This window comes from Kitasatospora sp. NPDC049258, from assembly GCF_040678895.1.
Classification (GTDB): domain Bacteria; phylum Actinomycetota; class Actinomycetes; order Streptomycetales; family Streptomycetaceae; genus Kitasatospora.
In genome coordinates, this window is record NZ_JBFAQT010000001.1 from 171,486 (window position 1) to 196,318 (window position 24,833).

Genomic DNA, 24,833 nt, shown 5'->3' on the forward strand with positions numbered 1-24,833 from the left:
AAACATCCGGGCTTTGGGGGATTTGTCCGGAGGATTTCGCGGCCTGAACGCATCTGACGCGTACACGGCGGCAGTGCTTAACCTCTGCTCGGCGGCCCCAACCCGCCACCCCCCACATCCCCCGGGAGAGCAGATGTCTCGTCCTGCCCGCTCCGCTGCGCGTGTCGCGAACCGGATCCTCACCGTCACCGCCCTGGCCGCCGCGCTCGGCGCCGCCCAGTTCGCGGCGCCCGCCGCGTTCTCCACCGTCGCCGCTCCGGCCGCCGCGGCGCGGTGTGTCGACGGCCAGTCCCCCGAACACACCGACGCCGCCGCGCGCCAGGCCAAGGGCTCCAGCGCCCACGACCCCAACTCGCTCACCTCCGAGCAGGTCAAGGCGATGGACGCGGACCTGAAGACCACCGTCGAGCAGCTGCGCCGCTCCTCCGACGGCCCGGGCCTGCTGGGCAGCGCCGGCGCCGCGGCCGCCACCACCATCCCGGTGTACTTCCACGTGATCCACAGCGGCAGCACCGGCAAGCTCTCGGCCGGTGCGATCAGCAACCAGATCGCGGTCCTCAACGCGGCCTACGGCGGCCAGGGTTCGGGCAACACCGCGAGCCCGTTCAAGTTCCAGCTGGTCTCCACCGACTACACCGACAAGGCCGCCTGGTACAACGGCATCACGGACGGCACCTCCGCCGAGAAGGCGATGAAGACCGCGCTGCACAAGGGCGGCGCCAACACCCTGAACATCTACACCGCCAGCCTCGGCGACGGGCTGCTCGGCTGGGCCACCTTCCCGAGCTCCTACCGCTCCCAGCCGACCATGGACGGCGTGGTCATCCTGGACGCCTCGCTGCCCGGCGGCTCGGCGGCCAACTACAACCAGGGCGACACCGCCACCCACGAGATCGGCCACTGGCTCGGGCTCTACCACACCTTCCAGGGCGGCTGCAGCGGCAGCGGCGACTCGGTCGGCGACACCCCGGCCGAGGCCAGCGCGGCCTTCGAGTGCCCGACCGGCCGGAACACCTGTACCTCCACCGGCGTCGACCCGATCCACAACTTCATGGACTACACCTACGACTCCTGCATGACCCAGTTCACCCCGGGCCAGGTCACCCGGATGACCAACTCCTGGGCCTCCTACCGCGCCTGACCCCCGCACGCCGCCGCACGGCCGGCGCCGGACCGCTTCCCGCGGTCCGGCGCCGGCCTGCGTCGGGGCACCGTCGCGCACGGCGCTACCAGCCAGTACGGTCTGTCCATGACCACAGCTCTCATCACCGGCGCCACCGCCGGCATCGGCGCCGCCTTCGCCCGCCGCCTGGCCAGGGACGGGCGGGACCTGGTCCTGGTCGCCCGCGACAGCGAGCGGCTGGCGGCCACCGCCGAGGAACTCGCCAAGAAGTACGGCGTGCAGGTCGAGACGCTCCGCGCCGACCTGGCCACCGACGAGGGGATCAGCTCCGTCGAGGACCGGCTGCGGGACGCCGCCCGGCCGGTCGACATCCTGATCAACAACGCCGGCTTCGGCAATCGGGGCGCCTTCCTCACCGTCCCCGTGGAGCAGGAGCTGGACATGCTCAAGGTGCACGTCGAGGCGATCCTGCGGACCACCACCGCCGCGCTGCCGGGGATGCGGGAGCGCGGGCGCGGCGGCATCGTCAACGTCGCCTCGGTCGCCGCCTTCCTGCCGCGCGGCACCTACGGCGCCACCAAGGCCTGGGTGGTGAGCTTCACCCAGGGTGTCGCCCGCGACCTCGGTGGCAGCGGGGTGCGGCTGCAGGCACTCTGCCCGGGCTTCACCCGGACCGAGTTCCACCAGCGGGCCGGGATGGGCACCTCCAACGTGCCGGCCTGGGGCTGGCTGTCCGCCGAGCGGGTGGTCGACGAGTCGCTGCGCGACCTGGCCCGCGGCCGCTCGCTCTCCGTCCCCGGCAAGCGCTACAAGCTGGCGGTGGCGGTGGCCCGGCTGCTGCCCAGCGGCAAGCTCGGCGGCCTCTCCTCCAAGGCCGCGCGCACCTACCGCACCGACTGACCGGCCGGCCGGGGCGCCGTCGGCGCGGGCGCGGGTGGTGCGGACGGCGCGGGCGCGGGTGGCGCCGGGGCCAGGAATATGGCAAGGCTCATTATTAGTTTGTCTAACCATGAGCCAAGCTCGGTATGCTGGCTCCCTGCCCACCCGCGCCGATGGAGGCCGCCCCTTGCGACCCGACCGCAGTACCGACTGGACCCCACCCGAGGCCGTCCCGGGCGAGCCCAAACCGCCCGCCCAGCTGCGCCGGATCACGGCGCTGTTCCGCCCCTACCGCGGCCGGCTGGCCGTGGTCGGCCTGCTGGTGGCCGCCTCCGCGGTGGTCTCGGTGGCCACCCCGTTCCTGCTGCGCGCCGTGCTGGACACCGCGATCCCGCAGGGCCGCACCGGCCTGCTCACCCTGCTGGTGCTCGGCATGATCGCCGCCGCGGTGGTGAACAGCGTCTTCAACGTGCTGCAGACGCTGATCTCCACCACCGTCGGCCAGCGCGTCATGCACGACCTGCGCACCGCGGTCTACACCCACCTGCAGCGGATGTCGCTGGCCTTCTTCACCCGCACCCGCACCGGCGAGGTGCAGTCCCGGATCGCCAACGACATCGGCGGCATGCAGTCCACCGTCACCTCCACCGCCACCTCGCTGGTCTCCAACCTGACCAGCGTGGTCGCCAGCGTGGTGGCCATGGTCGCGCTCGACTGGCGGCTCACGGTGGTCTCGCTGCTGCTGCTCCCGGCGTTCGTCTGGATCAGCCGCCGGGTCGGCAACGAGCGCAAGAAGATCACCACCGAGCGGCAGAAGCAGCTCGCGGCGATGAGCTCCGCCGTCCAGGAGTCGCTGTCGGTGAGCGGCATCCTGCTCGGCCGCACCATGGGCCGCTCCGACTCGCTCTCCCGGGAGTTCACCCGGCAGTCCGACCAGCTCGCCGACCTGGAGGTGCGCTCCAGCATGGCGGGCCGCTGGCGGATGTCCACCATCGGGGTGGTGATGGCCGCGATGCCCGCGCTGATCTACTGGGCGGCCGGGCTGACCGCGGCCGGCGGCGCCCCGATCGTCTCGATCGGCACCCTGGTGGCCTTCGTCTCGCTCCAGCAGGGCCTGTTCCGGCCCACCGTCAGCCTGCTCTCCACCGGCGTGCAGGTGCAGACCTCGCTGGCGCTGTTCCAGCGCATCTTCGAGTACCTCGACCTCCCGGTCGAGATCGCCGAGCCCGCCCACCCGGTCCGCCCGGCGCAGTTGCGCGGCGACGTCACCTTCGAGGACGTCGAGTTCCGCTACCACCCGGACCAGGAGCGACCGACCCTGGCCGGCATCGACCTCAAGATCCCGGCCGGCGGCTCGCTCGCCGTGGTGGGGGAGACCGGCTCGGGCAAGACCACCCTCAGCTACCTGGTGCCCAGGCTGTACGACGTGACCGGGGGCCGGGTCGCCATCGACGGCACGGACGTGCGGGAGCTGTCCTTCGCCGCACTGGCCGACACCGTCGGCGTGGTCTCCCAGGAGACCTACCTCTTCCACGCCTCGGTCGCCGACAACCTGCGCTTCGCCAAGCCCGGCGCCACCGACGAGGAGCTGGTCGCCGCGGCCCGGGCGGCCCAGGTGCACGACATGATCTCCGCCCTCCCGGACGGCTACGACACCCTGGTCGGCGAGCGCGGCTACCGCTTCTCCGGCGGCGAGAAGCAGCGCTTGGCGATCGCCCGCACCATCCTGCGCAACCCACCGGTGCTGATCCTGGACGAGGCCACCAGCGCGCTCGACAACCGGACCGAACTCGCCGTCCAGCAGGCCATCGACGCCCTGGCCGCCGGCCGGACCACCATCACCATCGCGCACCGGCTCTCCACCATCCGCGGCGCCGACCAGATCGCCGTCCTGGACGGTGGCCGGATCGCCGAACTCGGCACCCATGACGACCTGCTGGCGCTCGGCGGGCGCTACGCCGCGCTGCTGCGCCGTGAGGGCGACCCGGTCTCAGTCTGACCCGCTCGCTGCGGCGGCGCCGTCCGCGCCGCTGGCCCGGGCCACCGCCCCGCTCACCGCGGTGAGGAAGCGCTGCGCGGTGTCCAGTTCGGCGGGCTCGAACTCCGCCATCGCCGCGACCAGCTCACCGATCACCGGCCCGAAGAACGACCGGCCCAGCTCGACGGCCCGCTCGGTCACGCGCAGCAGCACCCGCCGCCGGTCGGCGGTGTCCCGGGTGCGTTCGATCAGGCCGAGCCGCTCCAGCCGGTCCACCAGGGCGGTGGTGCCGGCCGAGTTCAGGCCGAGCCGCTCGCCGAGCCGCCCGGGGGTCACGGCTCGCCCGGCCCGGTCCGCGTCCAGCAGCTCGATCAGTGCCCGCAGGTCGGTCGGGTGCAGCCCGTGCAGCGCGGCGAACCGCCCGCCGAGGCGGTCCAGCTCCACCGTCACCGCCCGCAGCAGGTGCACCAGGCCCATGGCCTGGCCCCGGTCGTCCATCGCGCACCGCCCTTCCCCGAATCCACTCGCTTGCCTAGTATCTCGTTCGGCGAGACTCTTGGTCAACGAGGGAAACGGGGCTGCCATGTCCGTCGACGACTTCTTCCAGGCCTACGACACCCTGCGGGCCCGCTGGCCGCACGGCACCACCACGGTGGACCTCCGCTCGGCCTTCGGCACCACCCGGGTGCTGGCGTGCGGCCCCGAAGGCGCCCCGCCCCTGGTGCTGCTGCCCGGCGGCGGGGCCGGCGCCACCGCCTGGCTCGCCCTGGCCGCCGAACTCGGCGACCGCCACCGGCTGTACGCCGTCGACCGGATCGGGGAGCCCGGCCGCAGCGTGGCCGACGGCCGCACCCCGGCAACCCCGGCGGACCTGCTGGAGTGGCTCGGCACGGTCCTCGACGGCCTCGGCCTCGGACGCACACACCTGTGCGGCCACTCGTACGGCGCCTGGATCGCGCTGACGTACGCCCTGCACGCGCCCGCGCGGGTGAACCGGCTGGCGCTGCTCGACCCGACCCAGTGCTTCGCCGGCTTCCGGCCCGGCTACCTGCTGCACGCCCTGCCGATGCTGCTGCGCCCGACCGAGGCCCGGGCCCGGGCCTTCCTCGACTGGGAGTGCGCCGGCCTCGCGGTGGACGAGGGCTGGCAGCGCCAGTACGCGCTCGGCGTGGCCGACTTCCCGAGCGCCAAGGTGGTGGTCGGCCGCCGCCCGCGCGCGGCCGCGCTGCGCGACTGCGCGGCGCCGACCCTGGTGCTGCTCGCCGGGCGCGGCCGGGCGCACCGTCCGCGCGCGGTGCGGCGCGGCGCGCGGCTGCTGCCGGACGTCCGGGTGGAGCTGCTGGAAGGGGCCTCGCACCACTCGCTGCCGATGGCCGGCGCCGGGGAGGTCGGCGGCCGGCTGTCGGCGTTCCTGGCGGACCGGGGCCCGGCGGCTCAGGCCGCCTTGGGCAGCTCGTTGTAGCTGTCGGCGGCCTCCTGGCCGGACAGCTCCTGGATCGCGGCCATCACCTGGTCGGTCACCTGGCGCCGGGCCTTGGCCGAGCGGGCCTGGCCGTGCAGCTCGGAGAAGTCCAGCGGCTTGCCGAACCGGACCGTCACCTGCCGCACCCGGGGCAGCTTCCGACCGACCGGCAGGATGTCCTGCGGGCCCTCCAGCGCCACCGGCACCACCGGGACGCCGGCGGTCAGCGCGAGCCAGGCCACCCCGGTCTTGCCGCGGTAGAGCCGCCCGTCCAGCGAGCGGGTGCCCTCGGGGTAGATGCCGAAGGCCTTGCCGCCCTGCACGATCTCCAGCGCCTGCTCCAGCGAGGCGGCCGCGGAGCGGTAGGTCCCGCGCTCGACCGGCACCGCGTTGATGACGTTGGTGAAGAACGAGCGGACGATCGAGCCCTTGAGCCCGGTACCGGTGAAGTACTCGGCCTTCGCCAGGAAGAACACCTGGCGCGGCGCGGTCAGCGGGATCACCACGCTGTCGATGAAGGACAGGTGGTTGCTGGCCAGGATCACCCCACCCTTGCGCGGCACGTTCTCCAGCCCCTCGATGACGGGCCGGTAGACCGTCCTCGCCAGCGGCTTGAGCACGAGCTTGGTGATGAGGTTGATCATGGGCCCTCCCCGGCCGACCTGCTCACGGGCTCGGCCCTGCGGGGACCGAGGTCAGCTGGCAGGTTACGACATGGCCCCCCGGGCCCGTCCACTGTTTCCGGTCGGCGGACGGGTGCGATTCTCGTCACTCCCCGCACAGGGTCGGCCACGCGGTGAGGCGCCCGCGCGGTGACGGCGCGTCGGAGCCCGGCCCGGGGCGCCGGATCTGCCGGGAAGCCCGACCGGGCGGGGGGCGAGCGGTTAGCGTGTGGACGGAGGATCACCGACTCGCGTCGAGCCCCTGGGGGCGGCCATGCCGATCAACACTGCCCTGGTGCCGGTCTTCGCCGAGGAGGACCGGCACACCGACACCGTGCTCCTCTACCAGTCGCTCACCGGCGCCGCCGCCGGTCCGACCGTGCAAGTGGAGGCGAGCGGCCTGACCGGCACCGTGGTCGGACCGGTCCTGGTGCTGAGCGGCGCCGAGGCCGCGCTCGCGCCGGCCCGCGAGGTCCGGGTGGTCTTCACCGTCGACTCGCTGGCCGGCACCACCGAGCAACTCCTCGCCCACGGCGCCGAACTGGTGCGGGAGCTGCCGCCGACCCCGCTCGGCCGGGCAAGCCGACTGCGGCACCCCGACGGCCTGGTGGCCGAGTACCTGGAGCTGCGCCGTGCCTCGCCGGGCAGACCCTAGCCCTGGGCCCCGTCCCGTACCGGGAAGACCTGGCGGACCACTCGCTCGGCCGCACCGCCGTCGTCCCACGGGCAGAACTTCTTGCGGAACGCCGCCCGGGCGGCCGGCTCCGGGTCGCCCGCCAGCAGCGCCGCGGCCAGCTGCTCCTGGTCGGTGGCGACGGCGCCCGGCGGCTCGGCCATCAGGTCGAAGTAGACGCCGCGCACCCGCCGGTACTCGTCCCAGTCCGGGGTGAACAGCACGATCGGGCGGTCCAGCACCGCATAGTCGAACATCATCGAGGAGTAGTCGGTCACCAGCACGTCCGCGGCCAGGAAGAGGTCCTCGACCACCGGGTGGTCGGACACGTCCAGCACCCGGGCGTCCTGCGGTCCGGCCGTCAGATCGCCCACCCCGCCGTCGTGGAAGTAGTGGGTGCGCACCAGCAGGGTGAAGCCGGGGCCGAGCCGGTGGGCCAGCTCCCGCAGGTCGGCCAGCGGCACGTACCCGCCCTGGGCCTCCCGGTGGGTCGGGGCGTACAGTACCGCGGTGCTGCCGGGCTCGATGCCCAGGCTCTCGCGCACCGCCGCGCACTGCGGCCCGGTCGCCAGCGCCAGGCGGTCGTTGCGCGGGTAGCCGGTGTCGAGCATCCGGTAGCCGCCGGGGAAGGCCCGGGCGAACTGCTCGCTGGTGTGCGGGTTGGAGGAGACCAGGTAGTCCCAGCGGGACACCGCCTCGACCAGCCGCTCGAAGTCCATCCCGTCGGCCGCGACCGGGAACTCCTTCAGGTCCACGCCCATGGTCTTGAGCGGCGTGCCGTGCTGGGTCTGCAGGTGCACGCTGCCGGGCCGCTTGACCATGGTGTGCGGGAAGTTGACGTTGTTGACGAAGTACTTGGCGGTGGCCATCAGCCGCAGGTAGGCCGGGCTGTTGAGGAGCACGAAGGGCACGTCGGGCGGCAGGGTGGCGGCCCGGGCGCGGTCCTCCACCACCCACACGCCGCGGATCTGCGGAGCCAGTTCGCGGGCCTTGCGGTAGATGGCGGCCGGGTTGCAGGCGAACCCGCGGTGCCAGTAGGCGGCGTACACGGCCAGGTTCTCGTCCAGCGGGAGGCGCCGGAAGGTGTTGTACGCGGTGAACCGGGCGCTGCCGCGCACCGCCTTGCGCACGGCGGGGGCGAGCGCCCGGGTGCCGCGCCGCACCGTGCCCGGCAGCTGCCCGGTGCGCCGCAGCTCGGCGTACGAGCGCCGGGCGCCGCGGGCGACCAAACGGTACTGCAGCCCGCGGACGCCGCCGGGGAAGCGGTACCCGGCCGGGCGGTGGCGCCGGAAGTGGTCGGTGATCCGCCGGAAGAACTCCGCCCGCATCCCGACCGGCACCAGCCCCGGGGTGTCGTACACGGTGACGGCCTGCTTGACGGTGCGTTCGAAGACCAGGGTGCGCAGGGCGGGGCCGATCGCGGGGTGCCGGTCCAGGAAGGCGAAGATCGCGTCGTACTGGGCGAAGGCGTCGGCGTGCTTGGGGGAGGCGGTGCTGGTGATCGCCCCGGGGCGGCCGCGCCGGTAGGCGTAGCACGGGCGGTCCAGGTAGCGCAGCCGCTCGGCGGCCAGCAGCGCCGGGTAGGTGACCGAGATGTCCTCGTAGTAGCCGCGGCCGAACGCGACCTCCAGGCCGAGCAGGTAGTCGCGGCGGAAGACCTTGTTCCAGACCGCCATCACGGCGGTGAGCAGGGCGGGGTGCTCGGCCAGCGTGCAGCCCTCGACGAGCGGGGAGCCGGAGAGCAGGTGCCGCCAGGGGTTCGGCTCGGTGCCGCCGTCCTGGTAGACGTGGATGAAGTCGGTGAGCAGCACGTCCGCCGGCCGCTCGGCGTCCTGCTCGCGGCGCAGCTCGGCGAGCACGGCGTCCAGGGTGCCCGGCGGCAGCCAGTCGTCGCTGTCGACGAACCAGACGTACCGGCCGGTGGCCTCGGCCAGGCCGACCGTGCGGGCGCCGCCGAGGCCCTGGTTCTCGCTCAGGTGCAGCACCCGCAGCCGCTCGTCCCGGGCCGCGTGGGCGTCCAGGATCTCGCCGCAGCCGTCGGGGGAGAGGTCGTCGACGGCGATCAGCTCGACCTCGCCCGGGTGGGCGCTCTGCGCCACGAGGGAGTCGAGACACTGCGGCAGGTACCGCTCGACCCCGTGGACCGGCAGGACGATGCTGAGGAGGGGGCTCACGCTTGGGTTCTCCGCGACGGCTACTGGGCGGTTCTCGGCAGGTGCGCCGGTGCCGCCCACTGTAGCGAGCCCGGTCGCGCGGGCGATCGACCGGTGAGGTGCGGGGTGCCGGAGGCGGGCACCGGCGCGGGCGAACGGGTGCGGGGCGCGGGCGACCCGGCCCGGAAAACGCGACCGCCGGTGCCGCGCCGTGCGAGCGGCGGCACCGGCAGTCCGGTGTGGCGATCGGACCGACCCTCAACGGTCGACCGCCGGTCCCGTCCACCGCGGGGGAGTCGGACCGTCGCAGCGTCGAGACGGCCAAGCAGTGACTCACTGCAGTGTCGGAAGATCATTCATATGTCGAACACACTGGTCGATCGCCGTTCAGGCTTTTCGGCGATCCGGCCCTGGTAGAGATATTGCTTGGAGGTTTCGGCCCAGTCAATCCCTCTGATGTGTTCAGTTTCTGAATGATGTCGTAGGCATTGCCCACGATTGCCCCCGGGTCCTATATTGACGCGGAGTCTCATAAAGGAGCTCCCATGGGCCGGCCGCCACTCCCCGCCAGGCCGGTGGGCGCCGCCCTGCGGCTGCTGGTGCTCGGCCCGCTCGCGCTGGCCGCCGGAGCGGTCTTCCTGATCCTGACCCTCTTCGCGGACGCCACCGACGACCTCTTCGCCTGGCGGATGTCCCCGGTGACCGCCACCCTGCTCGGCGCCGGCTACGGCGGCTCCGGGGTGATGCTGGCGCTCGCCCTGCGGGCCCGCCGCTGGGAGAAGGTGCGGGTGACCACCGCGGCGAGCTCGCTCTTCATGCTGCTGATGCTCGGCGCCAGCCTGCTCGGCCGCCGCTCCCTGCACCTGACCGGCGGCCCGCCGCCGGCCGTCGCCGCCGCCTGGATCTGGCTCGGCGTGCACCTGGCGGCGCCCCTGCTCGGCCTGATCGCCCTCGGCGCGCAGTGGCGGGTCACCGGCGCGAAGCCGCCCCGCGCGCCCCGCCTACCCTGGTGGGTGGCCGCCCCGATCCTCTCCAGCGGCCTCACCGTCACCGCCACCGGCCTGCTGCTCTACGCCCTGCCGGACCAGGCCGCCCGGCACTGGCCCTGGACGGCTCGCCCGCTGGACGTCCGCGCGCTCGGGGCCTGGTGCCTCGCCTTCGGGATCGCCCTGCTGCTGGGCTGGCGGGAGGCCGAGCTCCGCCGGGTCCGGCACGGCATGGCGGCCCTGGTGGTCTCCGGCCTGCTCGGCCTGACCGGTCTGCTCCGGTACGGCGGGCGGATCGACTGGGACGGCCCGGGCTCCTGGCTGGTGGTCCTGGTGCTGGCGGCCTTCATCGGGCTCGGCCTCTCCGGCGCCGGGGTCTCGGTGCTCTTCGATCCGCCGGAGCCGGAGACCGGCCCGCAGGTCCAGCTGCAGGACAGCGCCGGGGTGCGCCCGGCGCGGCCTGCCTGATCCGGGCGCGGGTGGCGCGCGATTCGTCCCGTTCGATGCCTACTCGTGACCCAGGCCACCCGCACCTGGTGATGTGTCAGTTCCGGTCGCACGATACGGTGGCAGAACACCAGGACGGTTGCGCGAACTCCGTCTCACACGGATAGTCTTCGCCTCACGGCCCTGGCGCCTCGTAGGGGTGGGAATCGATGGAACACATGCAAGCACGGACACGGGCACGAGTGCCGGCGATCCAGTGCGGTGTCGGTACGACCGGCCGCCGGATCGAGCGGCACCTCGCCGTGCTGGGCGCACCCGCGCTCCCGGCGGTGGACACCGCCGAGGCCCTCGGCCTGATAAGGGAGCTGACGCCGCGCGGCGCCGGCACCCCGGCCACGCCGCGGCGTGCCGCCCGGGTGTCGCTGCTGACTCCGCTGCGCCGGCTGCGGCGCAGCCTGTTCGGCAGCCGGGGCTAGCCCCCGGGCGGGTCGACGGGCGGGAGGCGTGGCCGCAGGTGAACGGCCATGCCTCACTCTTCCATGTCCTCGTACCGATCTCCCGTTGCCGCCACGCCGAGGGCCGTGGTGATCCGGCGCAGCGGCGATCCGTCAGGATGGCGCCATGACGGACACCTTCCACTCCATCGTCTTCGAGATCACCACCGGCTCCGACGAGGCCGCCGTCGACATCACCGAGCGCTGCTCCTCCTTCCTCGCCGGTGCGGCGGCCGGCCGCAGCGGCCTGCTGAACGTCTTCGTCCCGCACGCCACCGCCGGGATCGCCGTGATCGAGACCGGCGCCGGCAGCGACCGCGACCTGCTGACCACCCTGCGCGACCTGCTGCCGTCCGACGACCGCTGGCAGCACCGGCACGGCAGACCGGGCCACGGCCGGGACCACGTGCTGCCCGGCCTGGTCGCCCCGCACGCCACCCTGCCGGTGATCGACGGGCAGCTCGCCCTGGGGATCTGGCAGTCGGTGGTGCTGGTGGACACCAACGGCGACAACCCCCGCCGCTCGGTGCGGCTCTCCTTCCTGGGCTGACCCGGCCGACCCGGCTCCGCGCCCGCCCCGGTCCGGCAGCCGGGCGCCGCTTGCGGGCGGCCGGGCGGCGGAGGTAGGAAGGCCACATGACGGACCAGGACGGATCGGCCGGCGCCCCCGGTTGTGAGCTCGCACCCGCCGGCGACCCCGCCCGCGGGCTGACACCGGACCCGGCGCTCACCGGGCCGCGGGCCGACTGCGTGCTGTGCGGCGAGCCCACCGAGTACCCGGCCGGTCAGCCGGGCAGCACGCTCTGCCCGGTCTGCACCTGGCAGCAGGCCCAGCGGATCGCCTGCGCGGGCTGAGCCCCGCCCCGCCGATCCCCGGCCCGCCGCCTCAGGCGTCCTCGCGGCCGGCCAGCCGCAGGGTGGAGCCGTGCCGGTGCTTGCGCACCAGCAGCTGGGACGGGATCCGGCTGCGCAGGTCGGCGACGTGGCTGACGATGCCGACGGCGCGATCGCGCTCGCGCAGGCCGTCCAGCACGTCCATCACCTCCTCCAGGGTGTGCTCGTCCAGGCTGCCGAAGCCCTCGTCGATGAAGAGGGTGTCCAGCGGCATCCCGCCGGCCTCGTCGGTCACCACGTCGGCCAGGCCGAGGGCGAGCGCCAGCGAGGCGAAGAAGCTCTCGCCGCCGGAGAGCGTCGCGGTGTCCCGCTCGCTGCCCGTCCAGGCGTCGACCACCCGCAGCGACAGCCCCGAGCGCTTGTTCCCGGAGACCAGGCCGTCGCTGTGGACCAGCGTGTAGCGGCCGCCGGACATCTTCACCAGCCGGTCGCTGGCCGCCGCGGCGACCTGCTCCAGCCGGGCCGCCAGGACGTACGACTCCAGCCGCATCCGCAGCGCGTTGTCCGCCGGGGCGCCCGCCACCAGACCGGCCAGCCGGCTGATCCGGCCGTACCGCTCCAGGGCCGGCGCCAGGCCGGCGGCCAGCTCGGCGAGCCGGCCGCCGAGCCGGGCCAGGGCCAGGCAGCGCTCCTGGGCGGCGCTCTCCTCGGCGGCGGCCCGGCGCAGCCGTTCGGTGGCCCGGACCAGCGCCTGCTGCGCCATCTCCTGGTCGACCGGCGGCTCGGCGGCCGCGGCGATCAGCTCGGGATCGGCGAGCCTGGCCTCGGCGGCGGCCAGCTCGGCCTGCAGCCGCTCCAGCCGGGCCCGCAGCGCGCCGCGCTCGGCGGCCGGCAGCACGGCGGCCGCGGCGGCCCCGGCGTGCTCGAAGCCGGCCGACAGCGCAGCCGCGTGCAGCTCCCGCTCGGCCTCGGCCAGCCGGTCGGCCGCGCCGGCGGCCGTCTGCGCGGCCGTCTGCGCGGCGGCCACCGCCTGCGCCTGCGCCGCGAGGGCACCGGCCCGGGCGGCGACCGACGGGGCGTCACCCCGGGCGGCGGCGATCCTGGTCGCCAGCTCCTCGCTCTCGGCGGTGAGCGCCTGCATCCTGGCCGCCAGGGCGGCCGTCCGCTCCCCGGCCTCCCGCAGCCGCCGCTGCCGGGTCTGCTGCTCCTGGGCCAACTGCTCGATCCGCTGACCGAGCTGGCCCAGGCCGTCGGCGGCCCGCAGCGCGACGGCCCGGCCCTGCTCGACCTCGGCCAGCTCGGCCGCCAGCTCGCCCGCGTCCCGGCCGCCGGCCGAACCGGCGGCGGCCGCCTCCTGCACCCGCAGCGCGGTCAGCGCGGCCTCCGCGGTGCCCTGCTCGGCCTCGGCCTGCCGCTGCGCCTCCCGGGCCCGCCGCTCGTCCGCCGCCGTCACCGGGGTGCCGGCCGGGCGGGCCGGGGCCGGGTGCTCGGCCGAGCCGCAGACCCGGCAGGCCTCGCCGGGGCGCAGCTGCTCGGCCAGCTCGGCGGCCATGCCGGCCAGCCTGCGCTCCTGGAGGTCCAGGGTGCGGGCCCGGGCCTCCTGGGCCAGGCCGCGCAGGTCCAGCACCGAGCGCTCGGCCCCGGTGATCTCGGCGCGTAGCGCGTCCCGCCGCCCGGCCGCGGTGAGCCGGTCGGTCAGCTGGGCCCGGCGCAGGTCCAGCTGCTCGACCCGGGCTTCGGCCGCGCGGGCGGCGGCCTGCTCCTCCGCCAGGTCCTTGTGCCGACCGGCGTAGTCGACCAGCCAGTCCTGGGCCTCCTCGGCCAGCTCCTCGGCCCCGGCCTGCTCGCGGGCCAGCTCGGCGCGGTCCGCGGTCAGCCGGGCCTGCCGCTGCTCGTCGGCCCGGGCCGCCTCCAGCCGGCCGAGCTCGGCCCGCAGCCGGTGCTCGGCCTCGGCCAGCTCGGCGGCCGGGGCCGCCCGGAGCGCGGAGTCGGCGGCCAGCGCGGCCCGCCGGGACCGCTCCTGGTCGGCGGCGGCGAGCGCGGCCGCGGCCGCTCCCGCCCGCAGCCGCAGCAGGGATTCGACCCCGACCGCGGCCTGGGCGGCCGCCAGCCGGTCGTGCTCGCCCGCCAGCGCCGCGGCCTGCTCGGCCAGGGCGGCCGTGCTGAGCGCGGCCTCCCGGTGCCGGCGCTGCCGGTCCGCCAGCCCGGCGGCGTGCTGCCGCCGGCGCTGTGCCGAGCCGTGCGCCAGCTCGGCGCCGGCCAGCGCGCTCGCCGCCACCGCGAGCTGCTCGGCCGCCCCGACCCGGAGCATCGCCGCCCAGCCGAGCACCGCGCCGGTGAGCTCGGCGGAGCCGGCCGCCGGGCCGTCCTCCGCGGGCAGCCACTGCGCGGCGGGCTCGGCCAGCGGGCCGGCCGCCTCCTCGGCCCGGGCGGCCAGGTCGCGCAGCTGCTGCCGGCCGCCGCGCACGGCGGCCTCCTGCTGCTGGCGCTGCTCGGCCAGCCAGCGCTCCAGCAGCTCGAAGCGGCGGGTGTCGAAGAGCCGGCCGAGCAGCTCGGCGCGCTGCCGGGAGTCGGCGCGCAGGAAGCGGGCGAAGTCGCCCTGCGGCAGCAGGACGACCTGGCAGAACTGGTCGCGGCTCATCCCGACCAGCTGCCGGATCTCCTCGCCGGCCTCCTGGTGGGACTTGCTGAGCGCCCGCCAGACGGCCGGGCCGCCGGCCGGGTCGGCGACCGCCTCGCGCAGCAGGGTGGCGGCCTTCTCCACCGTCCAGCCGGTGCCGCGGCGCTTGGGGCGGCGCTGCTCGGGGCTGCGGGTCACCTCCAGCCGGCGCCCGCCGAGGGTCAGCTCCAGCCGGACCTCGGTGAGCAGGTCGGGGGCGGCGTGGTCGCTGCGCAGCGGGTTGCCCTTGCGGGCACCGGGCACCTCGCCGAACAGCGCGAAGCAGACCGCGTCCAGCACGCTGCTCTTGCCGGCTCCGGTCGCCCCGCGCAGCAGGAACAGGCCGGTGTCGGCGAGCCGGTCGAAGTCGACCTGCTCGGTGCCGGCGAACGGGCCGAAGGCCGTGACGGTCAGCCGGTGCAGCCTCATCGGGCCTCCTCCTGGGCGCGCTCGGTGGCCCGCCGGACGGTCTCCAGCCCCTCGATCAGCCAGGCGTGCTCGACCGGGTCGACCGGCCGGCCCGGGCGGACGTGCCGGACGAAGCCCTCGGCCACCTCCAGGTCGCTGCGGCCGCTGACCCGGGCGGCGTACGAGGCCGCGCCGTCCCCGCCGCCGCCCTCGGGCTCGAAGAGCAGCTGGAGGGTGTGCGGGAAGCGGCGGCGCAGCTCCTCCATCGGTTGCGCCGGGCGGACCGGGTCGGTCAGCGTGGCCTGCACCCAGGACTGCTCGTGCCGGCCGAGCCCGGGCGCGGCCAGCAGCTCGGCGAGGGTGCCGCGGAGCCGGGCCAGCGGCCGGGGCACCGGGCAGTCGACCCGCTCGGCGGCCACCGTGCCGTCGGCCGCCAGGTCGACCAGCCACATCGACTTGCGGTGGTGCTCCTCGGAGAAGGAGTACGCGAGCGGGGAGCCGCTGTAGCGCAGGTGGGGGGCGAGGGTCTGGCAGCCGTGCAGGTGGCCGAGCGCGACGTAGTGGACGCCGTCGAAGACCGCGGCCGGCACGCTCGCCGCACCGCCGACCGTGATGTCCCGCTCGCTGTCGCTGGGCGCGCCGCCGGTGACGAAGGCGTGGGCCAGGACCACCGCCCTGGTGCCGGCCGGGCGGGTGGCCAGGTCCGCGCGGACGGCGTCCATCGCGGCCCCCAGCACCCGGTCGTGGCCGCCGCGGTCCAGGCCGAAGCGCTCCCGGACCAGCGCGGGCTCCAGGTAGGGCAGCCCGTACACCGCGACCGGGCCGTGCTCGTCGGCCAGCAGCACCGGGACGGCGCAGCCGTCGGGGTCCGTCCGCAGGTGGATGCCGGCCCGGTCGATCAGCCGGGAGCCGACGCCGAGCCGGCGGGCCGAGTCGTGGTTCCCGCTGATGAAGACCGTCGGCACGCCGAGCGCGGCCAGCCGGAACAGCACGTCGTCGAAGAGCGCCACCGCGTCCAGGCCGGGCAGCGCGCGGTCGTAGACGTCGCCGGCCACCAGCACGGCGTCGATGCGCTCGGTGCGCACCACCTCGACCAGGTGGTCGAGGAAGATCCGCTGGGCCTCGTGCAGGCTCTCGCGGTGGAAGGAGCGGCCGAGGTGCCAGTCCGAGGTGTGCAGCAGCCTCACGAGGGTGCCTCCACCCGCATGCTCGCCACGTCGGCTCCCTCCGTCTCACCCGCGGTCGGCAGGGCCCGGCCGACCAGCATCGAGTATCACAGGAACCACCGACAGCCCCGGCCGACGGCCGCGGCGGGCGGCCGACGGCCGCGGGTGGGGTGACGCTCGGTATGTTCCCCGGGCGGCGGTCAGGACTGTTCATCGTCCGTCTGTTCGGGGAAGATCAACAGACGGAGTGCGCGGCGGCCCCACCGAGCCCGCTCCGTGGCCCGGCGCCGGTCGCGGCCCGCCGACCGCAGGCCACCCGGCCCGCGACCCGAGCCGAAGGGAGACCGCATGGGCCGCATCGAGTACAGCGCGGAGATCTCCGACCTGCTCGGGCGCGTGCGGCGCCGCCCCAGCGCGGGCTGGCCCTGGCGGCCGGGCGAGGCGGTGCCCGGCGGGCTGCCGGTGAAGCAGTCCTGGGGGTGGCTGTTCGCCCCGGACGGTCGGGTGCTCACCCTGGTCAACCCGAAGGACGGCATCGTCAGCCTGCCCGGCGGCTCGCTGGAGGCGGAGGACCGCGGCGACCCGGGGGCGGCGCTGGCCCGCGAGTCGGCCGAGGAGGCGCAGGCGGAGATCGGTCTCCCCTATTACCTGGGTTACCTCTACGACCGGGTCGGCTCGGCCAACGGCGGCCACGAGTGCGCGCGGGTGCGGATGGCGGCCGCGCTGCGCCGGGTCGGCCCGACCGCGCCCGACCCGGCCTCCGGCCGGCACTACCGCCGGCTGCTGGTGGCTCCGGGGCTGGCGGTCGAGCTGCTCGGCTGGGGCGCGCCGGGCCTGCGGCAGGCGCGGGCGGCGGTGGCCTGCGCGGTCGCCCGGCTGGGTGTACCGGCGGTGGCGAACGAGGCGATCGAGGAACTGCCGCCGGCCGGCTGCCGTTTCCACGACTGAGCACCCGGCACCGGGAGCCGCATCCGACCCGCCCGCCCCGGCCGAGAGCGACCCGCCATGACCACCACCCCCGCCGGCCACCGCGGCCTCTTCCACCACGTCGAGCTCTGGGTGGACGACCTGGCCGCGGCCGAGGCGCAGTGGGGCCCGGTGCTGCTGGCGCTCGGCTGCGAGCCGTTCCAGCACTGGGAGCACGGCCGCAGCTGGCGGCTCGGGTCGGCGTACCTGGTGCTGGAGCAGTCGCCGGCGCTGCTCCCGGGCGGGCACCAGCGGCTGCGCGCGGGCCTCAACCACCTGGCGCTGCACGGTTCGCGGGCGGCGGTCGAGGCCGCGCTGGCGGCCGGCTGGCGGACCAGGGTGGACACCGGTGAGGCGGTGCACCTGATCGACGCCCAGGGCTTCGAGCTGGAGCTCGTCCTCGGCTGAGGCCGCACCGCACCGAGGGGCCGTCAGGCCTGCGGGGCGTCAACTCGCTTGCTCCCAGGTGTTCCCCGGGAAAATTCATCCGCCACCGCGCGGCAACTTTGGCATGACCACTATCCGGGTGGGCTACTGGCTGGTATCCAGAATGTGACCCACATCACTCTCCCGGAGGTGCTCATGCGCCATGTCCGTAGCCGTGCCCTGCCCGCAAGCCTGGCGGCGGTGCTGCTCTCGATCGCCACCCTGGTCGCCGCCACCGACGCCGGTGCGGCGGCGGGCCGGTACGCCGCGCTCGGTGACTCCTACTCGGCCGGGGTCGGGGCCGGCAGCTACCTGAGCGACAGCGGCAGCTGCAAGCGGAGCACCAACGCATACCCGTACCTGTGGAAGAACGCCCACGCGCCGTCCGCCTTCTCCTTCGTGGCCTGCTCCGGCGCCCGCACCGGCGACGTGCTGAACAACCAGCTCTCGGTGCTGGATTCGGCCACCACGCTGGTCAGCATCACCATCGGCGGCAACGACGCCGGGTTCGCGGACACCATGCAGACCTGCGTGCTGAACAGCGAGAGCGCCTGCCTGAGCGCGGTCGCCGCGGCCAAGAGCTACGCCACCACCACGCTGCCCGGCAAGCTGGACCAGGTCTACACGGCGATCCACAGCAAGGCGCCCAACGCGCACGTGGTGGTGCTCGGCTACCCGCACCTCTACAAGATCGGCGGCAGCTGCATCTTCGGGATCGGTGACACCAAGCGGGCCGCGATCAACGGCGCCGCCGACACGCTCGACGAGGTGATCGCCAAGCGTGCCGCCAACGCCGGCTTCACCTTCCAGGACGTCAGAGGCCTCTTCACCGGGCACGAGATCTGCGCCAGCGGGACGGTGTGGCTGAACAGCACCACCCTCCCGGTCGACGAGAGCTACCACCCCAAGGCGGCCGGCCAGTCCGGCGGCTACCTGCCGGCCTTCACCGCCGGGGCCTGACCTCGCGGGCCGGGCGGGGGTGGCCGGGCCCCGGCCGCCCCCGCCCGGGTGCGCTCAGCGCAGGTGGTCCACCAGCCCGGCGGGGCGCAGCCCGGCCGCGTCCGCCGCGTCCAGGGCGCGCTGCAGGTCGGCGGCCAGGGTGTCGGTGAAGTGCAGCAGTACCACGTCACCGGGTTGCAGCGGGCCGCCGTGGTAGACGTTGGACCGGCCCCAGCTGAAGTCGGCCGTGGCGGTGAGCACGTACCGGATCCCGCAGTCGGCGGCGGCCTGCAGGGTGTCCGCGTTCCAGGTCAGGTACGGCGGGCGGAAGATCGTCGGCGCGGTGCCGAACTGCCGCACCTGGGCGTCCCGGGCGGAGCAGATCTCCGCCTGCTGCTCGGCGGCCGACAGGGTGGTCAGGTCGCGGTGCGAGACGCTGTGGTCCTGGATCGAGGAGCCCGGCACCGCCGTGACCTGCCGGAAGTACGCCGGCTGGTTGGCGGCGGCCATCGGCAGCGGGAAGGCCGTGACGGGCAGTCGGCGGTCGGCGATCAGGGCGGCCGCCTCGGGGGTCGGCTGCCAGCCGTCGTCGATGGTGAGGAAGACGAGCCGGTCGGTGGTCGGCACGTTCCAGGTGGCCCGGGCCGGGGCCGGGGCGGCGCCGGTGAGTTCGACGTCGTCCGCCGCGAACGCCCCCTGGCCGTACCAGCCGTGCAGGTAGAGCCGGACGCTGGTGGTGTCGGCGCCGGTGGTGAAGGCGGTGGTGAGCCGCTGCCAGTCGTCGCCGGTGCCGGGCGTCCAGGCGGGGGCGACGTCATGGCCGGTGCCGGTGGCGCCGAGGAAGACGTAGGAGCCGCGCACCCAGGCGGACAGCGAGTAGTGGGCGCCGGGGCGCACGGACACGGTCTGGAAGCACTCGCCGGTGGAGTCGGCGCTCGCCGGGGTCACGGTCAGGGCCGAACTCCCGCTGTGCGCCTCGCCGGTGGTGCCGGCCTCGGTGCTGCCGCAGGTCCAGCCGGGGATCGAACCCCAGTCCCCGAGCGGCAGGGTGGAGATCTCGAAGCCGGGATTGGTGGCCAGGGGGAGGGCGGGGGGTGCCTGGTCGGCGCCGGTGGCCGGGGCGGTGAGCCCGAGGACGGCCAGGGCGGCGCTCGCCGCGCAGGCCGCGGCCCGGCGCAGAGCTGTGGACACGGAGCAACTCCTGTGTGGGGGAGGAGGAATAGTTGCTCCCGGAGGGGCGGGAGTGGGGTCGGCAGGCCGCACCCGGACCGAGTCAGAACAATGGACCGGACCAGTCGCCCCGTCAAGAGCCGTCACCCGGCGTAGAGTTCCTCGATGTCGTCGGCGTAGCGCTGCACGATGGCGTGCCGGCGCAGCTTCAGCGAGGGGGTCAGCAGGCCGTCCTCGGGGCTGAACTCCCGCGGCAGCAGCCGGAAGGCGCGGATCGACTCGGCCCGGGAGACGGCGGTGTTGGCCGCCGCCACCGCACGCTGCACCTCCGCGTGCAGCTCCGGGTCCACCAGCGCGGCCGAGGGGTCCAGTTGCTCCCGCCCGCGGGTCTTCAGCCAGTGCGCCAGCGCCTGCGGATCCAGGGTGATCAGCGCGGCCACGTACGGGCGGTTGTCGCCCACCACCAGGCACTGGGCCACCAGCGGGTGCGCCCGCACCCGCTCCTCCAGGGCGAACGGGGCCAGGTTCTTCCCGCTGCTGGTGACGATCAGCTCCTTCTTCCGCCCGGTGATGGTGAGGTAGCCGTCCTCGTCCAGCGAGCCGAGGTCGCCGGTGCCCAGCCACCCGTCGTAGAGGGCCTCCTCGGTGCAGCGCGGGTGGTTGAGGTAGCCGGCGAAGACGGTGGCGCCGCGCACCCAGACCTCGCCGTCCTCGCCGATCGCCACCGAGGTGCCCGGGATCGGCGGGCCGACGGTGCCGAACTTCGCCTTCCCCGGCGGGTTGACGGTCACCGCGGCGGTGCTCTCGGTCAGCCCGTACCCCTCGTACACGGTGATCCCGGCGCCCGCGAAGAAGAGGCCGAGCTCGCGGCTGAGGCTGGAGCCGCCGCACATCGCGGCGCGCACCCGGCCGCCGAACACCGCCCGCAGGCGCTGGTACACCAGCCGGTCGTACGCGTGGTGGCGCACCCGCAGCCGGGCGCTGGGCCCGGGCCCGCGGCCCAGGCTGCGCTGCTCCCGGGCGGCGGCCCACTCCACCGCCACCGCGGCGGCCTGGTCGAAGACCTCCAGCCGGCCGTCGCTCTCGGCGGCCTCCCGGGCCCGCTGGTGGATCTTCTCGAAGATGTACGGCACCGCGTGCAGGAAGCTCGGCCGGAACGAGGCCAGCGCCGGCAGCAGCGAGTCGGTGGTGAGCCGCCCGTGGTGGCCGATCCGGATCCCGCCGCGGACCGCCGCCACCTGCACCACCCGCCCGTAGACATGGGCCAGCGGCAGGAAGAGCAGCACCGCGGGCGCGGCCCCGCCGCCGTCCCCGAACACCTCCTCCCAGCCGGCCAGCAGGGTGTCCGCCTCGGCGGCGAAGTTGCCGTGGGTGAGCAGGCAGCCCTTGGGGCGACCGGTGGTGCCCGAGGTGTAGATGACGGTGGCCAGGCTGTCCGGGCCGACCGCGAGCCGCTGGCGGTGCACCAGGGCGTCCGGCACGCTGCGGCCGTCCTCGACCAGCGCGGCCACGCAGCCGCGGTCCAGCTGCCAGATGCCGGTGAGGTCGGGCAGCGCGTCGCAGATCGCGCCGATGGTCATCGCGTGGTCCTCGTCCTCCACCACGCAGGCCACCGCCTGGGTCTCGGCCAGGATCCAGCGGACCTGCTCGGCGGCGGCGGTCGGGTAGACCGGCACCGGGATCGCGCCGATCGACCACAGCGCATAGTCGAAGAGGGTCCACTCGTACCGGGTGGTGGACATCACCGCGACCCGGTCGCCGTACCGGACCCCGCGGGTGAGCAGCCCCTTGGCCAGGGCCAGCACCTCGTCGCGGAAGCCCAGCGCAGTCACCTGCTGCCACTCGTCGCCCTGCACCCGCCGGGAGAGCTGGACCAGCCCCGGGGTGCGCTCGGCGGCGTCGTACACGGTGTCGGCGAGACCACCGGTGGCCGCTCCGGCCAGGGCCGGGCTGCTGAACTCGCGCACGCTGCCCCCGATCCGACGCTCCGAGGCCGGCCGCCCCGGAGCCGGCCGAGGGCGGTCAGGGGGGTCGGACTGCTGCGAAGTTACCGGATCGCCGGATCGCTGCCCAGAGTTGCCGCCCACCTGATCGGGATCGGCACGTGCCAACCTCGGAGCGCGCCGACGCACAGCCGGACAGATGCCGCATCGGTCGCAAAGAAGGATGATCCGGGCAGCCTCGTCGGCAATGGGAATTCACCCTTCGAACAGGTGGTCAGGGAGTAGTAAGCTCACGCAGATCCAACGGCCCGGCCACGACGGCGGACCGGTCCTGCCTGCCCCGCAGGGCGCCTCCGGCCGCCCCGCCCGCACCCTGTCCGCGCCTGGCCCGCCCCTCCCGAGGAACCCATGCGTCTGCGCAGCAGCTCGATCCGCGCGAGGATCATCGCGCTGCTCATGGTGCCCATCGTGGCGCTCACCGGACTGTGGGTGTACGCAACGCTGATCACCACCTGGGACGTCTGGGGCCAGCTCGACGTCAGCGCCACCTACAAGGCCTTCGGCAGCCCCTCCGACCAGTACGCCCGCGATCTGCAGGCCGAGCGCTGGGCCGCCGTGATGCGGGTGGCCGACCACGGGTCCAAGGCCGCCGAGGAGTCCTACCAGCAGGCCCAGGCCGTCACCGACCGCGACCTGCAGCTGCTGCGCTACCAGTCGACCAGCGCCGACGCCGGCAAGCTCGACAGCGAGCAGCGGCGCAAGTTCCGCGAGGTACTACGGCTGGCCGAGCAGCTGGTCGGCATCCGCAGCCGGGCGGACCAGGCGAAGGACAGCTGGGAGACCGTCATCACGGACTACGGCGACCTGATCCAGCCGGTCTTCACCTTCCGCGCCGCCTTCGGCTCCACCCAGACCGGCGAGCTCTCCCGCCAGGGCACCATCCTGATCGAGCTGGCCCGGGCCCGGGAGTACCTTTCCCGGGAGGCGGCCGCCATGCAGGCGCTGCAGCTCACCAAGACCCCGGACGACCGCAAGGTGCAGGCGGCGCTGGACAACATGCACAGCCAGCAGGCGCTGTTCCGGATCTACCTGCCCGAGCTCGACCCGCAGGACCAGGACGACTACCAGGCCCTGCAGAGCGGTGCCGACTGGTACGCGCTGACCCGCTCCGAGCGCGCCTTCGAGGAGGCCGACAACCGGGTCAACGAGGTCAAGGGCAACACCGACGACCCCTGGCACGACACGGCCGACCGGGTGCTCGCCGACCTCTCCGCCCTGAACACCCGGCTGGACGCCGCCAACACCGACCGGGCCCGGTCCTACGCCATCAACTCGCTGGTCCGCGGCGGCATCGCGGGCGCCGTCGGCCTGGCCGCGGTGGTGCTCTCGATCCTCATCTCGTTCCGGATCGGCCGCAAGCTCGCCCGCGAGCTGGTCTCGCTGCGCAACGCCGCGCTGGAGCTCTCCGGCAGCCGGCTGCCCTCGGTGATGCTCCGGCTGCGCCGCGGCGAGGCCGTGGACACGACCGCCGAGGTGCCCCAGCTCAACTTCGGCGAGGCCGAGATCGGCCAGGTCGGCCGGGCCTTCAACGAGGTGCAGCGGGTGGCCGTGGAGGCCGCGGTCGAGCAGGCCGAGCTCCGGCGCGGGGTGTCCGCGGTCTTCGTCAACCTGGCCCGGCGCAGCCAGGTGCTGCTGCACCGCCAGCTGACCCTGCTGGACACCATGGAGCGGCGCACCGAGGACCCGGCCGAGCTGGAGGACCTGTTCCGGCTGGACCACCTGACCACCCGGATGCGGCGCCACTCCGAGGGCCTGATCATCCTCTCCGGCGGATCGCCCGGCCGGGCCTGGCGCAAGCCGGTGCGGATGGTGGACGTGGTGCGCGCCGCCGTCGGCGAGGTGGAGGACTACGCCCGGGTGATCGTCCGGCCGTTCCCGGGCACCGGCCTGCTGGGCAGCGCGGTGGCCGACGTCACCCACCTGGTGGCCGAGCTGGTGGAGAACGCCGCGGTCTTCTCCCCGCCGCACACCCAGGTCACGGTGCAGGGCGAGGTGGTCGCGCACGGGTTCTGCCTGGAGATCGACGACCGCGGCCTCGGCCTCAGCGAGCACGCGCTCCTGGACATCAACGAGCGGCTCGCGGTGGAGCAGGAGTTCGACCTCGCGGACACCGACCGGCTGGGCCTGTTCGTGGTCAGCCGGCTGGCCCGGCGGCACGGCATCCGGGTGCACCTGCGGCCCTCGCCGTACGGCGGCACCTCGGCCGTGGTGCTGATCCCGCGCGAACTGCTGGCCGACGCGACCGAGGTGAGCGGCGACCAGTTCGGCGCGCCGGCCAAGGCGCCCGCCCCGGCCGGTGACGGCGGGCACGGGCGGCCCGCCGCCGCGCCGCTCGGCGCCGACGAGCCGGTCCGTTCCGGGCCGCGCCCGGCCGGCGGCCCGCGGCCCTCGGCCGCCGAGCCCGCCGCCACCCCCGGCGGCCTGCCGCGCCGGCGCGGCGGCCCGGCGCTGGTGTCGGCGGACGGCGCCACCGGACGGCACCGGCGCGCCGACAGCCCGGTGGAGGCCCGCCCGGTGCCCACCAGCCCCGCCCACGCGGCCCCGCCGGTGGCCGGCGGCCTGCTGCCGCGACGGGTCCGGCAGGCCAACCTGGCGCCCCAGCTGAAGGACCCGGCGGCCGGCGAGTCGGCCGAGCCGACCCGCGAGCGCTCCCCCGAGGAGGCCCGGGCCACCTTCGCCTCCTTCCAGCGCGGCTTCCAGCGCGGCCGGGGCGACCGGCTCCAGCCGGCCTCGCTCACCGTCGTCCGGGAGCAGCCGGAGCCGGGCGGGCGGCCGCCCGTGCGTCCGCCGCTGGAGCCGACCGAGCGCAGGCCCGGCCCGCCCAGGCTCCGGATCGCCCTGCCCTCCGCCCCCGTGCCGTACGCCCTCCCGGCGGCCCCCACCCGGCCGGTACCGCCGCCGGCCGGCCCGGCCGCGCCCACGACTTCTGCACAGCCCGCAACACCCGCACAATCCGCACCGGCGGAAGGAACCGAATCATGACCGCGACAGCACAGCCGTCCGGAGACCTCGACTGGCTCCTGGACGAACTGGTGGGCCGGGTGGCGACCCTCAGGCATGCCGTGATCCTCTCCAGCGACGGCCTGGCCACCGGAGTCTCGGGCGGCCTCGGCCGCGAGGACGCCGAGCACCTGGCCGCCGTGGCGGCGGGCTTCCACAGCCTGGCCAAGGGGGCCGGCCGGCACTTCCAGGTCGGCGGGGTCCGCCAGACCATGGTCGAGCTGGACGAGGCCTTCCTGTTCATCACCGCCGCCGGCGACGGCAGCTGCCTGGCCGTGCTGGCGGACGCCGAGTCCGACGTCGGCCAGATCGCCTACGAGATGGCCCTGCTGGTGAAGCGGGTCGGCGAGCACCTCTCCGCCGAGCCGCGTACCGAGACCGCGCCGCCGGCGAGATGAGGGACCG

The 24,833-nt window shown here is 74.9% G+C and carries 21 protein-coding genes; 14 read left to right on the forward strand and 7 right to left on the reverse strand.

Annotated elements, in window-relative coordinates:
- Positions 1–133: 133 nt before the first annotated feature.
- From AB0K43_RS00840 to AB0K43_RS00850, 3 genes are all read left to right on the forward strand, one after another.
- On the forward strand, positions 134–1,141 hold the full coding sequence (locus AB0K43_RS00840) for a zinc metalloprotease (RefSeq protein ID WP_363634402.1): 1,008 nt from the start codon (positions 134–136) through the stop codon (positions 1,139–1,141).
- Positions 1,142–1,249: 108 nt separating this feature from the next.
- Entirely contained in the window at positions 1,250–2,023 is a 774-nt protein-coding gene (locus tag AB0K43_RS00845; protein ID WP_363634403.1) for an SDR family oxidoreductase, read from the forward strand.
- Between the two features lie 166 nt (positions 2,024–2,189).
- Positions 2,190–4,001, forward strand: coding sequence for an ABC transporter ATP-binding protein (locus tag AB0K43_RS00850; RefSeq protein ID WP_363634404.1), 1,812 nt, complete (start codon positions 2,190–2,192; stop codon positions 3,999–4,001).
- On the opposite strand, the gene AB0K43_RS00855 is transcribed toward AB0K43_RS00850, so the two are convergent.
- The gene (locus AB0K43_RS00855; protein WP_363634405.1) at positions 3,993–4,478 is read right to left on the reverse strand and encodes a helix-turn-helix domain-containing protein; all 486 of its coding nucleotides are present in this window, start codon (positions 4,476–4,478) and stop codon (positions 3,993–3,995) included. The two genes, AB0K43_RS00850 and AB0K43_RS00855, sit on opposite strands and share 9 nt — an antisense overlap.
- An 85-nt stretch (positions 4,479–4,563) precedes the next feature.
- Between AB0K43_RS00855 and AB0K43_RS00860 the strand changes: the two genes are divergently transcribed.
- Positions 4,564–5,442: an alpha/beta fold hydrolase gene (locus AB0K43_RS00860; RefSeq protein WP_363634406.1), complete on the forward strand. Its 879-nt coding sequence runs from the start codon at positions 4,564–4,566 to the stop codon at positions 5,440–5,442.
- Here AB0K43_RS00860 and AB0K43_RS00865 read toward each other — a convergent pair.
- On the reverse strand, positions 5,415–6,086 hold the full coding sequence (locus AB0K43_RS00865; protein ID WP_363634407.1) for a lysophospholipid acyltransferase family protein: 672 nt from the start codon (positions 6,084–6,086) through the stop codon (positions 5,415–5,417). The two genes, AB0K43_RS00860 and AB0K43_RS00865, sit on opposite strands and share 28 nt — an antisense overlap.
- Before the next feature lie 292 nt (positions 6,087–6,378).
- On the opposite strand from AB0K43_RS00865, the gene AB0K43_RS00870 reads away from it, so the two are divergent.
- Complete coding sequence (locus AB0K43_RS00870) at positions 6,379–6,759, forward strand: hypothetical protein (protein WP_363634408.1); 381 nt, start codon at positions 6,379–6,381, stop codon at positions 6,757–6,759.
- On the opposite strand, the gene AB0K43_RS00875 is transcribed toward AB0K43_RS00870, so the two are convergent.
- Positions 6,756–8,951 carry a bifunctional glycosyltransferase family 2 protein/CDP-glycerol:glycerophosphate glycerophosphotransferase gene (locus AB0K43_RS00875; RefSeq protein WP_363634409.1) on the reverse strand — a complete coding sequence of 732 codons (2,196 nt, stop codon included), beginning with the start codon at positions 8,949–8,951 and terminating at the stop codon, positions 6,756–6,758. The genes AB0K43_RS00870 and AB0K43_RS00875 overlap by 4 nt on opposite strands.
- A gap of 524 nt (positions 8,952–9,475) precedes the next feature.
- On the opposite strand from AB0K43_RS00875, the gene AB0K43_RS00880 reads away from it, so the two are divergent.
- The 4 genes from AB0K43_RS00880 to AB0K43_RS00895 all read left to right on the forward strand — a co-directional run bounded on the left by AB0K43_RS00880 (position 9,476) and on the right by AB0K43_RS00895 (position 11,712).
- Positions 9,476–10,384, forward strand: coding sequence for a hypothetical protein (locus AB0K43_RS00880; RefSeq protein ID WP_363634410.1), 909 nt, complete (start codon positions 9,476–9,478; stop codon positions 10,382–10,384).
- A 188-nt stretch (positions 10,385–10,572) separates the two neighbouring features.
- Positions 10,573–10,839, forward strand: a complete 267-nt coding sequence (locus AB0K43_RS00885; RefSeq protein WP_363634411.1) for a hypothetical protein — start codon at positions 10,573–10,575, stop codon at positions 10,837–10,839.
- A gap of 145 nt (positions 10,840–10,984) precedes the next feature.
- On the forward strand, positions 10,985–11,407 hold the full coding sequence (locus AB0K43_RS00890; RefSeq protein WP_363634412.1) for a YjbQ family protein: 423 nt from the start codon (positions 10,985–10,987) through the stop codon (positions 11,405–11,407).
- A gap of 86 nt (positions 11,408–11,493) precedes the next feature.
- Positions 11,494–11,712, forward strand: a complete 219-nt coding sequence (locus AB0K43_RS00895; RefSeq protein WP_363634413.1) for a hypothetical protein — start codon at positions 11,494–11,496, stop codon at positions 11,710–11,712.
- A gap of 31 nt (positions 11,713–11,743) precedes the next feature.
- On the opposite strand, the gene AB0K43_RS00900 is transcribed toward AB0K43_RS00895, so the two are convergent.
- Positions 11,744–14,779, reverse strand: a complete 3,036-nt coding sequence (locus tag AB0K43_RS00900) for an SMC family ATPase (protein ID WP_363634414.1) — start codon at positions 14,777–14,779, stop codon at positions 11,744–11,746.
- Positions 14,776–15,945 (reverse strand): exonuclease SbcCD subunit D, encoded by a 1,170-nt coding sequence (locus AB0K43_RS00905; protein ID WP_363634415.1) that lies wholly within the window; start codon positions 15,943–15,945, stop codon positions 14,776–14,778. The genes AB0K43_RS00900 and AB0K43_RS00905 overlap by 4 nt, the downstream gene beginning before the upstream one ends.
- Positions 15,946–16,272: 327 nt before the next feature.
- Between AB0K43_RS00905 and AB0K43_RS00910 the strand changes: the two genes are divergently transcribed.
- From AB0K43_RS00910 to AB0K43_RS00920, 3 genes are all read left to right on the forward strand, one after another.
- Positions 16,273–16,872: a hypothetical protein gene (locus tag AB0K43_RS00910; protein ID WP_363634416.1), complete on the forward strand. Its 600-nt coding sequence runs from the start codon at positions 16,273–16,275 to the stop codon at positions 16,870–16,872.
- Between the two features lie 57 nt (positions 16,873–16,929).
- Entirely contained in the window at positions 16,930–17,298 is a 369-nt protein-coding gene (locus AB0K43_RS00915; RefSeq protein ID WP_363634417.1) for a glyoxalase, read from the forward strand.
- 174 nt (positions 17,299–17,472) lie between these two features.
- Positions 17,473–18,276 carry an SGNH/GDSL hydrolase family protein gene (locus AB0K43_RS00920; RefSeq protein ID WP_363634418.1) on the forward strand — a complete coding sequence of 268 codons (804 nt, stop codon included), beginning with the start codon at positions 17,473–17,475 and terminating at the stop codon, positions 18,274–18,276.
- 54 nt (positions 18,277–18,330) lie between these two features.
- Here AB0K43_RS00920 and AB0K43_RS00925 read toward each other — a convergent pair whose 3' ends face one another.
- Complete coding sequence (locus AB0K43_RS00925; protein ID WP_363634419.1) at positions 18,331–19,446, reverse strand: polysaccharide deacetylase family protein; 1,116 nt, start codon at positions 19,444–19,446, stop codon at positions 18,331–18,333.
- 122 nt (positions 19,447–19,568) lie between these two features.
- Positions 19,569–21,392 (reverse strand): AMP-binding protein, encoded by a 1,824-nt coding sequence (locus tag AB0K43_RS00930; protein WP_363634420.1) that lies wholly within the window; start codon positions 21,390–21,392, stop codon positions 19,569–19,571.
- A 384-nt stretch (positions 21,393–21,776) separates the two neighbouring features.
- Between AB0K43_RS00930 and AB0K43_RS00935 the strand changes: the two genes are divergently transcribed.
- Both AB0K43_RS00935 and AB0K43_RS00940 read left to right on the forward strand, forming a co-directional pair.
- The gene (locus tag AB0K43_RS00935) at positions 21,777–24,410 is read left to right on the forward strand and encodes a nitrate- and nitrite sensing domain-containing protein (protein ID WP_363634421.1); all 2,634 of its coding nucleotides are present in this window, start codon (positions 21,777–21,779) and stop codon (positions 24,408–24,410) included.
- Positions 24,407–24,826: a roadblock/LC7 domain-containing protein gene (locus AB0K43_RS00940; RefSeq protein WP_363634422.1), complete on the forward strand. Its 420-nt coding sequence runs from the start codon at positions 24,407–24,409 to the stop codon at positions 24,824–24,826. The genes AB0K43_RS00935 and AB0K43_RS00940 overlap by 4 nt, the downstream gene beginning before the upstream one ends.
- Positions 24,827–24,833: the final 7 nt, after the last annotated feature.

What these genes read in the sequence shown, in the direction of transcription:
- AB0K43_RS00880 (WP_363634410.1), top strand. Translation starts at nt 9,476, where the DNA reads ATGGGCCGGCCGCCACTCCCCGCCAGGCCGGTGGGCGCCGCCCTGCGG.
- AB0K43_RS00895 (WP_363634413.1), top strand. Translation starts at nt 11,494, where the DNA reads ATGACGGACCAGGACGGATCGGCCGGCGCCCCCGGTTGTGAGCTCGCA.
- AB0K43_RS00860 (WP_363634406.1), top strand. Translation starts at nt 4,564, where the DNA reads ATGTCCGTCGACGACTTCTTCCAGGCCTACGACACCCTGCGGGCCCGC.
- AB0K43_RS00865 (WP_363634407.1), bottom strand. Translation starts at nt 6,086, where the DNA reads ATGATCAACCTCATCACCAAGCTCGTGCTCAAGCCGCTGGCGAGGACG.
- AB0K43_RS00915 (WP_363634417.1), top strand. Translation starts at nt 16,930, where the DNA reads ATGACCACCACCCCCGCCGGCCACCGCGGCCTCTTCCACCACGTCGAG.
- AB0K43_RS00885 (WP_363634411.1), top strand. Translation starts at nt 10,573, where the DNA reads ATGGAACACATGCAAGCACGGACACGGGCACGAGTGCCGGCGATCCAG.
- AB0K43_RS00840 (WP_363634402.1), top strand. Translation starts at nt 134, where the DNA reads ATGTCTCGTCCTGCCCGCTCCGCTGCGCGTGTCGCGAACCGGATCCTC.
- AB0K43_RS00845 (WP_363634403.1), top strand. Translation starts at nt 1,250, where the DNA reads ATGACCACAGCTCTCATCACCGGCGCCACCGCCGGCATCGGCGCCGCC.
- AB0K43_RS00855 (WP_363634405.1), bottom strand. Translation starts at nt 4,478, where the DNA reads ATGGACGACCGGGGCCAGGCCATGGGCCTGGTGCACCTGCTGCGGGCG.
- AB0K43_RS00890 (WP_363634412.1), top strand. Translation starts at nt 10,985, where the DNA reads ATGACGGACACCTTCCACTCCATCGTCTTCGAGATCACCACCGGCTCC.
- AB0K43_RS00870 (WP_363634408.1), top strand. Translation starts at nt 6,379, where the DNA reads ATGCCGATCAACACTGCCCTGGTGCCGGTCTTCGCCGAGGAGGACCGG.
- AB0K43_RS00900 (WP_363634414.1), bottom strand. Translation starts at nt 14,779, where the DNA reads ATGAGGCTGCACCGGCTGACCGTCACGGCCTTCGGCCCGTTCGCCGGC.
- AB0K43_RS00920 (WP_363634418.1), top strand. Translation starts at nt 17,473, where the DNA reads ATGCGCCATGTCCGTAGCCGTGCCCTGCCCGCAAGCCTGGCGGCGGTG.
- AB0K43_RS00935 (WP_363634421.1), top strand. Translation starts at nt 21,777, where the DNA reads ATGCGTCTGCGCAGCAGCTCGATCCGCGCGAGGATCATCGCGCTGCTC.
- AB0K43_RS00940 (WP_363634422.1), top strand. Translation starts at nt 24,407, where the DNA reads ATGACCGCGACAGCACAGCCGTCCGGAGACCTCGACTGGCTCCTGGAC.
- AB0K43_RS00910 (WP_363634416.1), top strand. Translation starts at nt 16,273, where the DNA reads ATGGGCCGCATCGAGTACAGCGCGGAGATCTCCGACCTGCTCGGGCGC.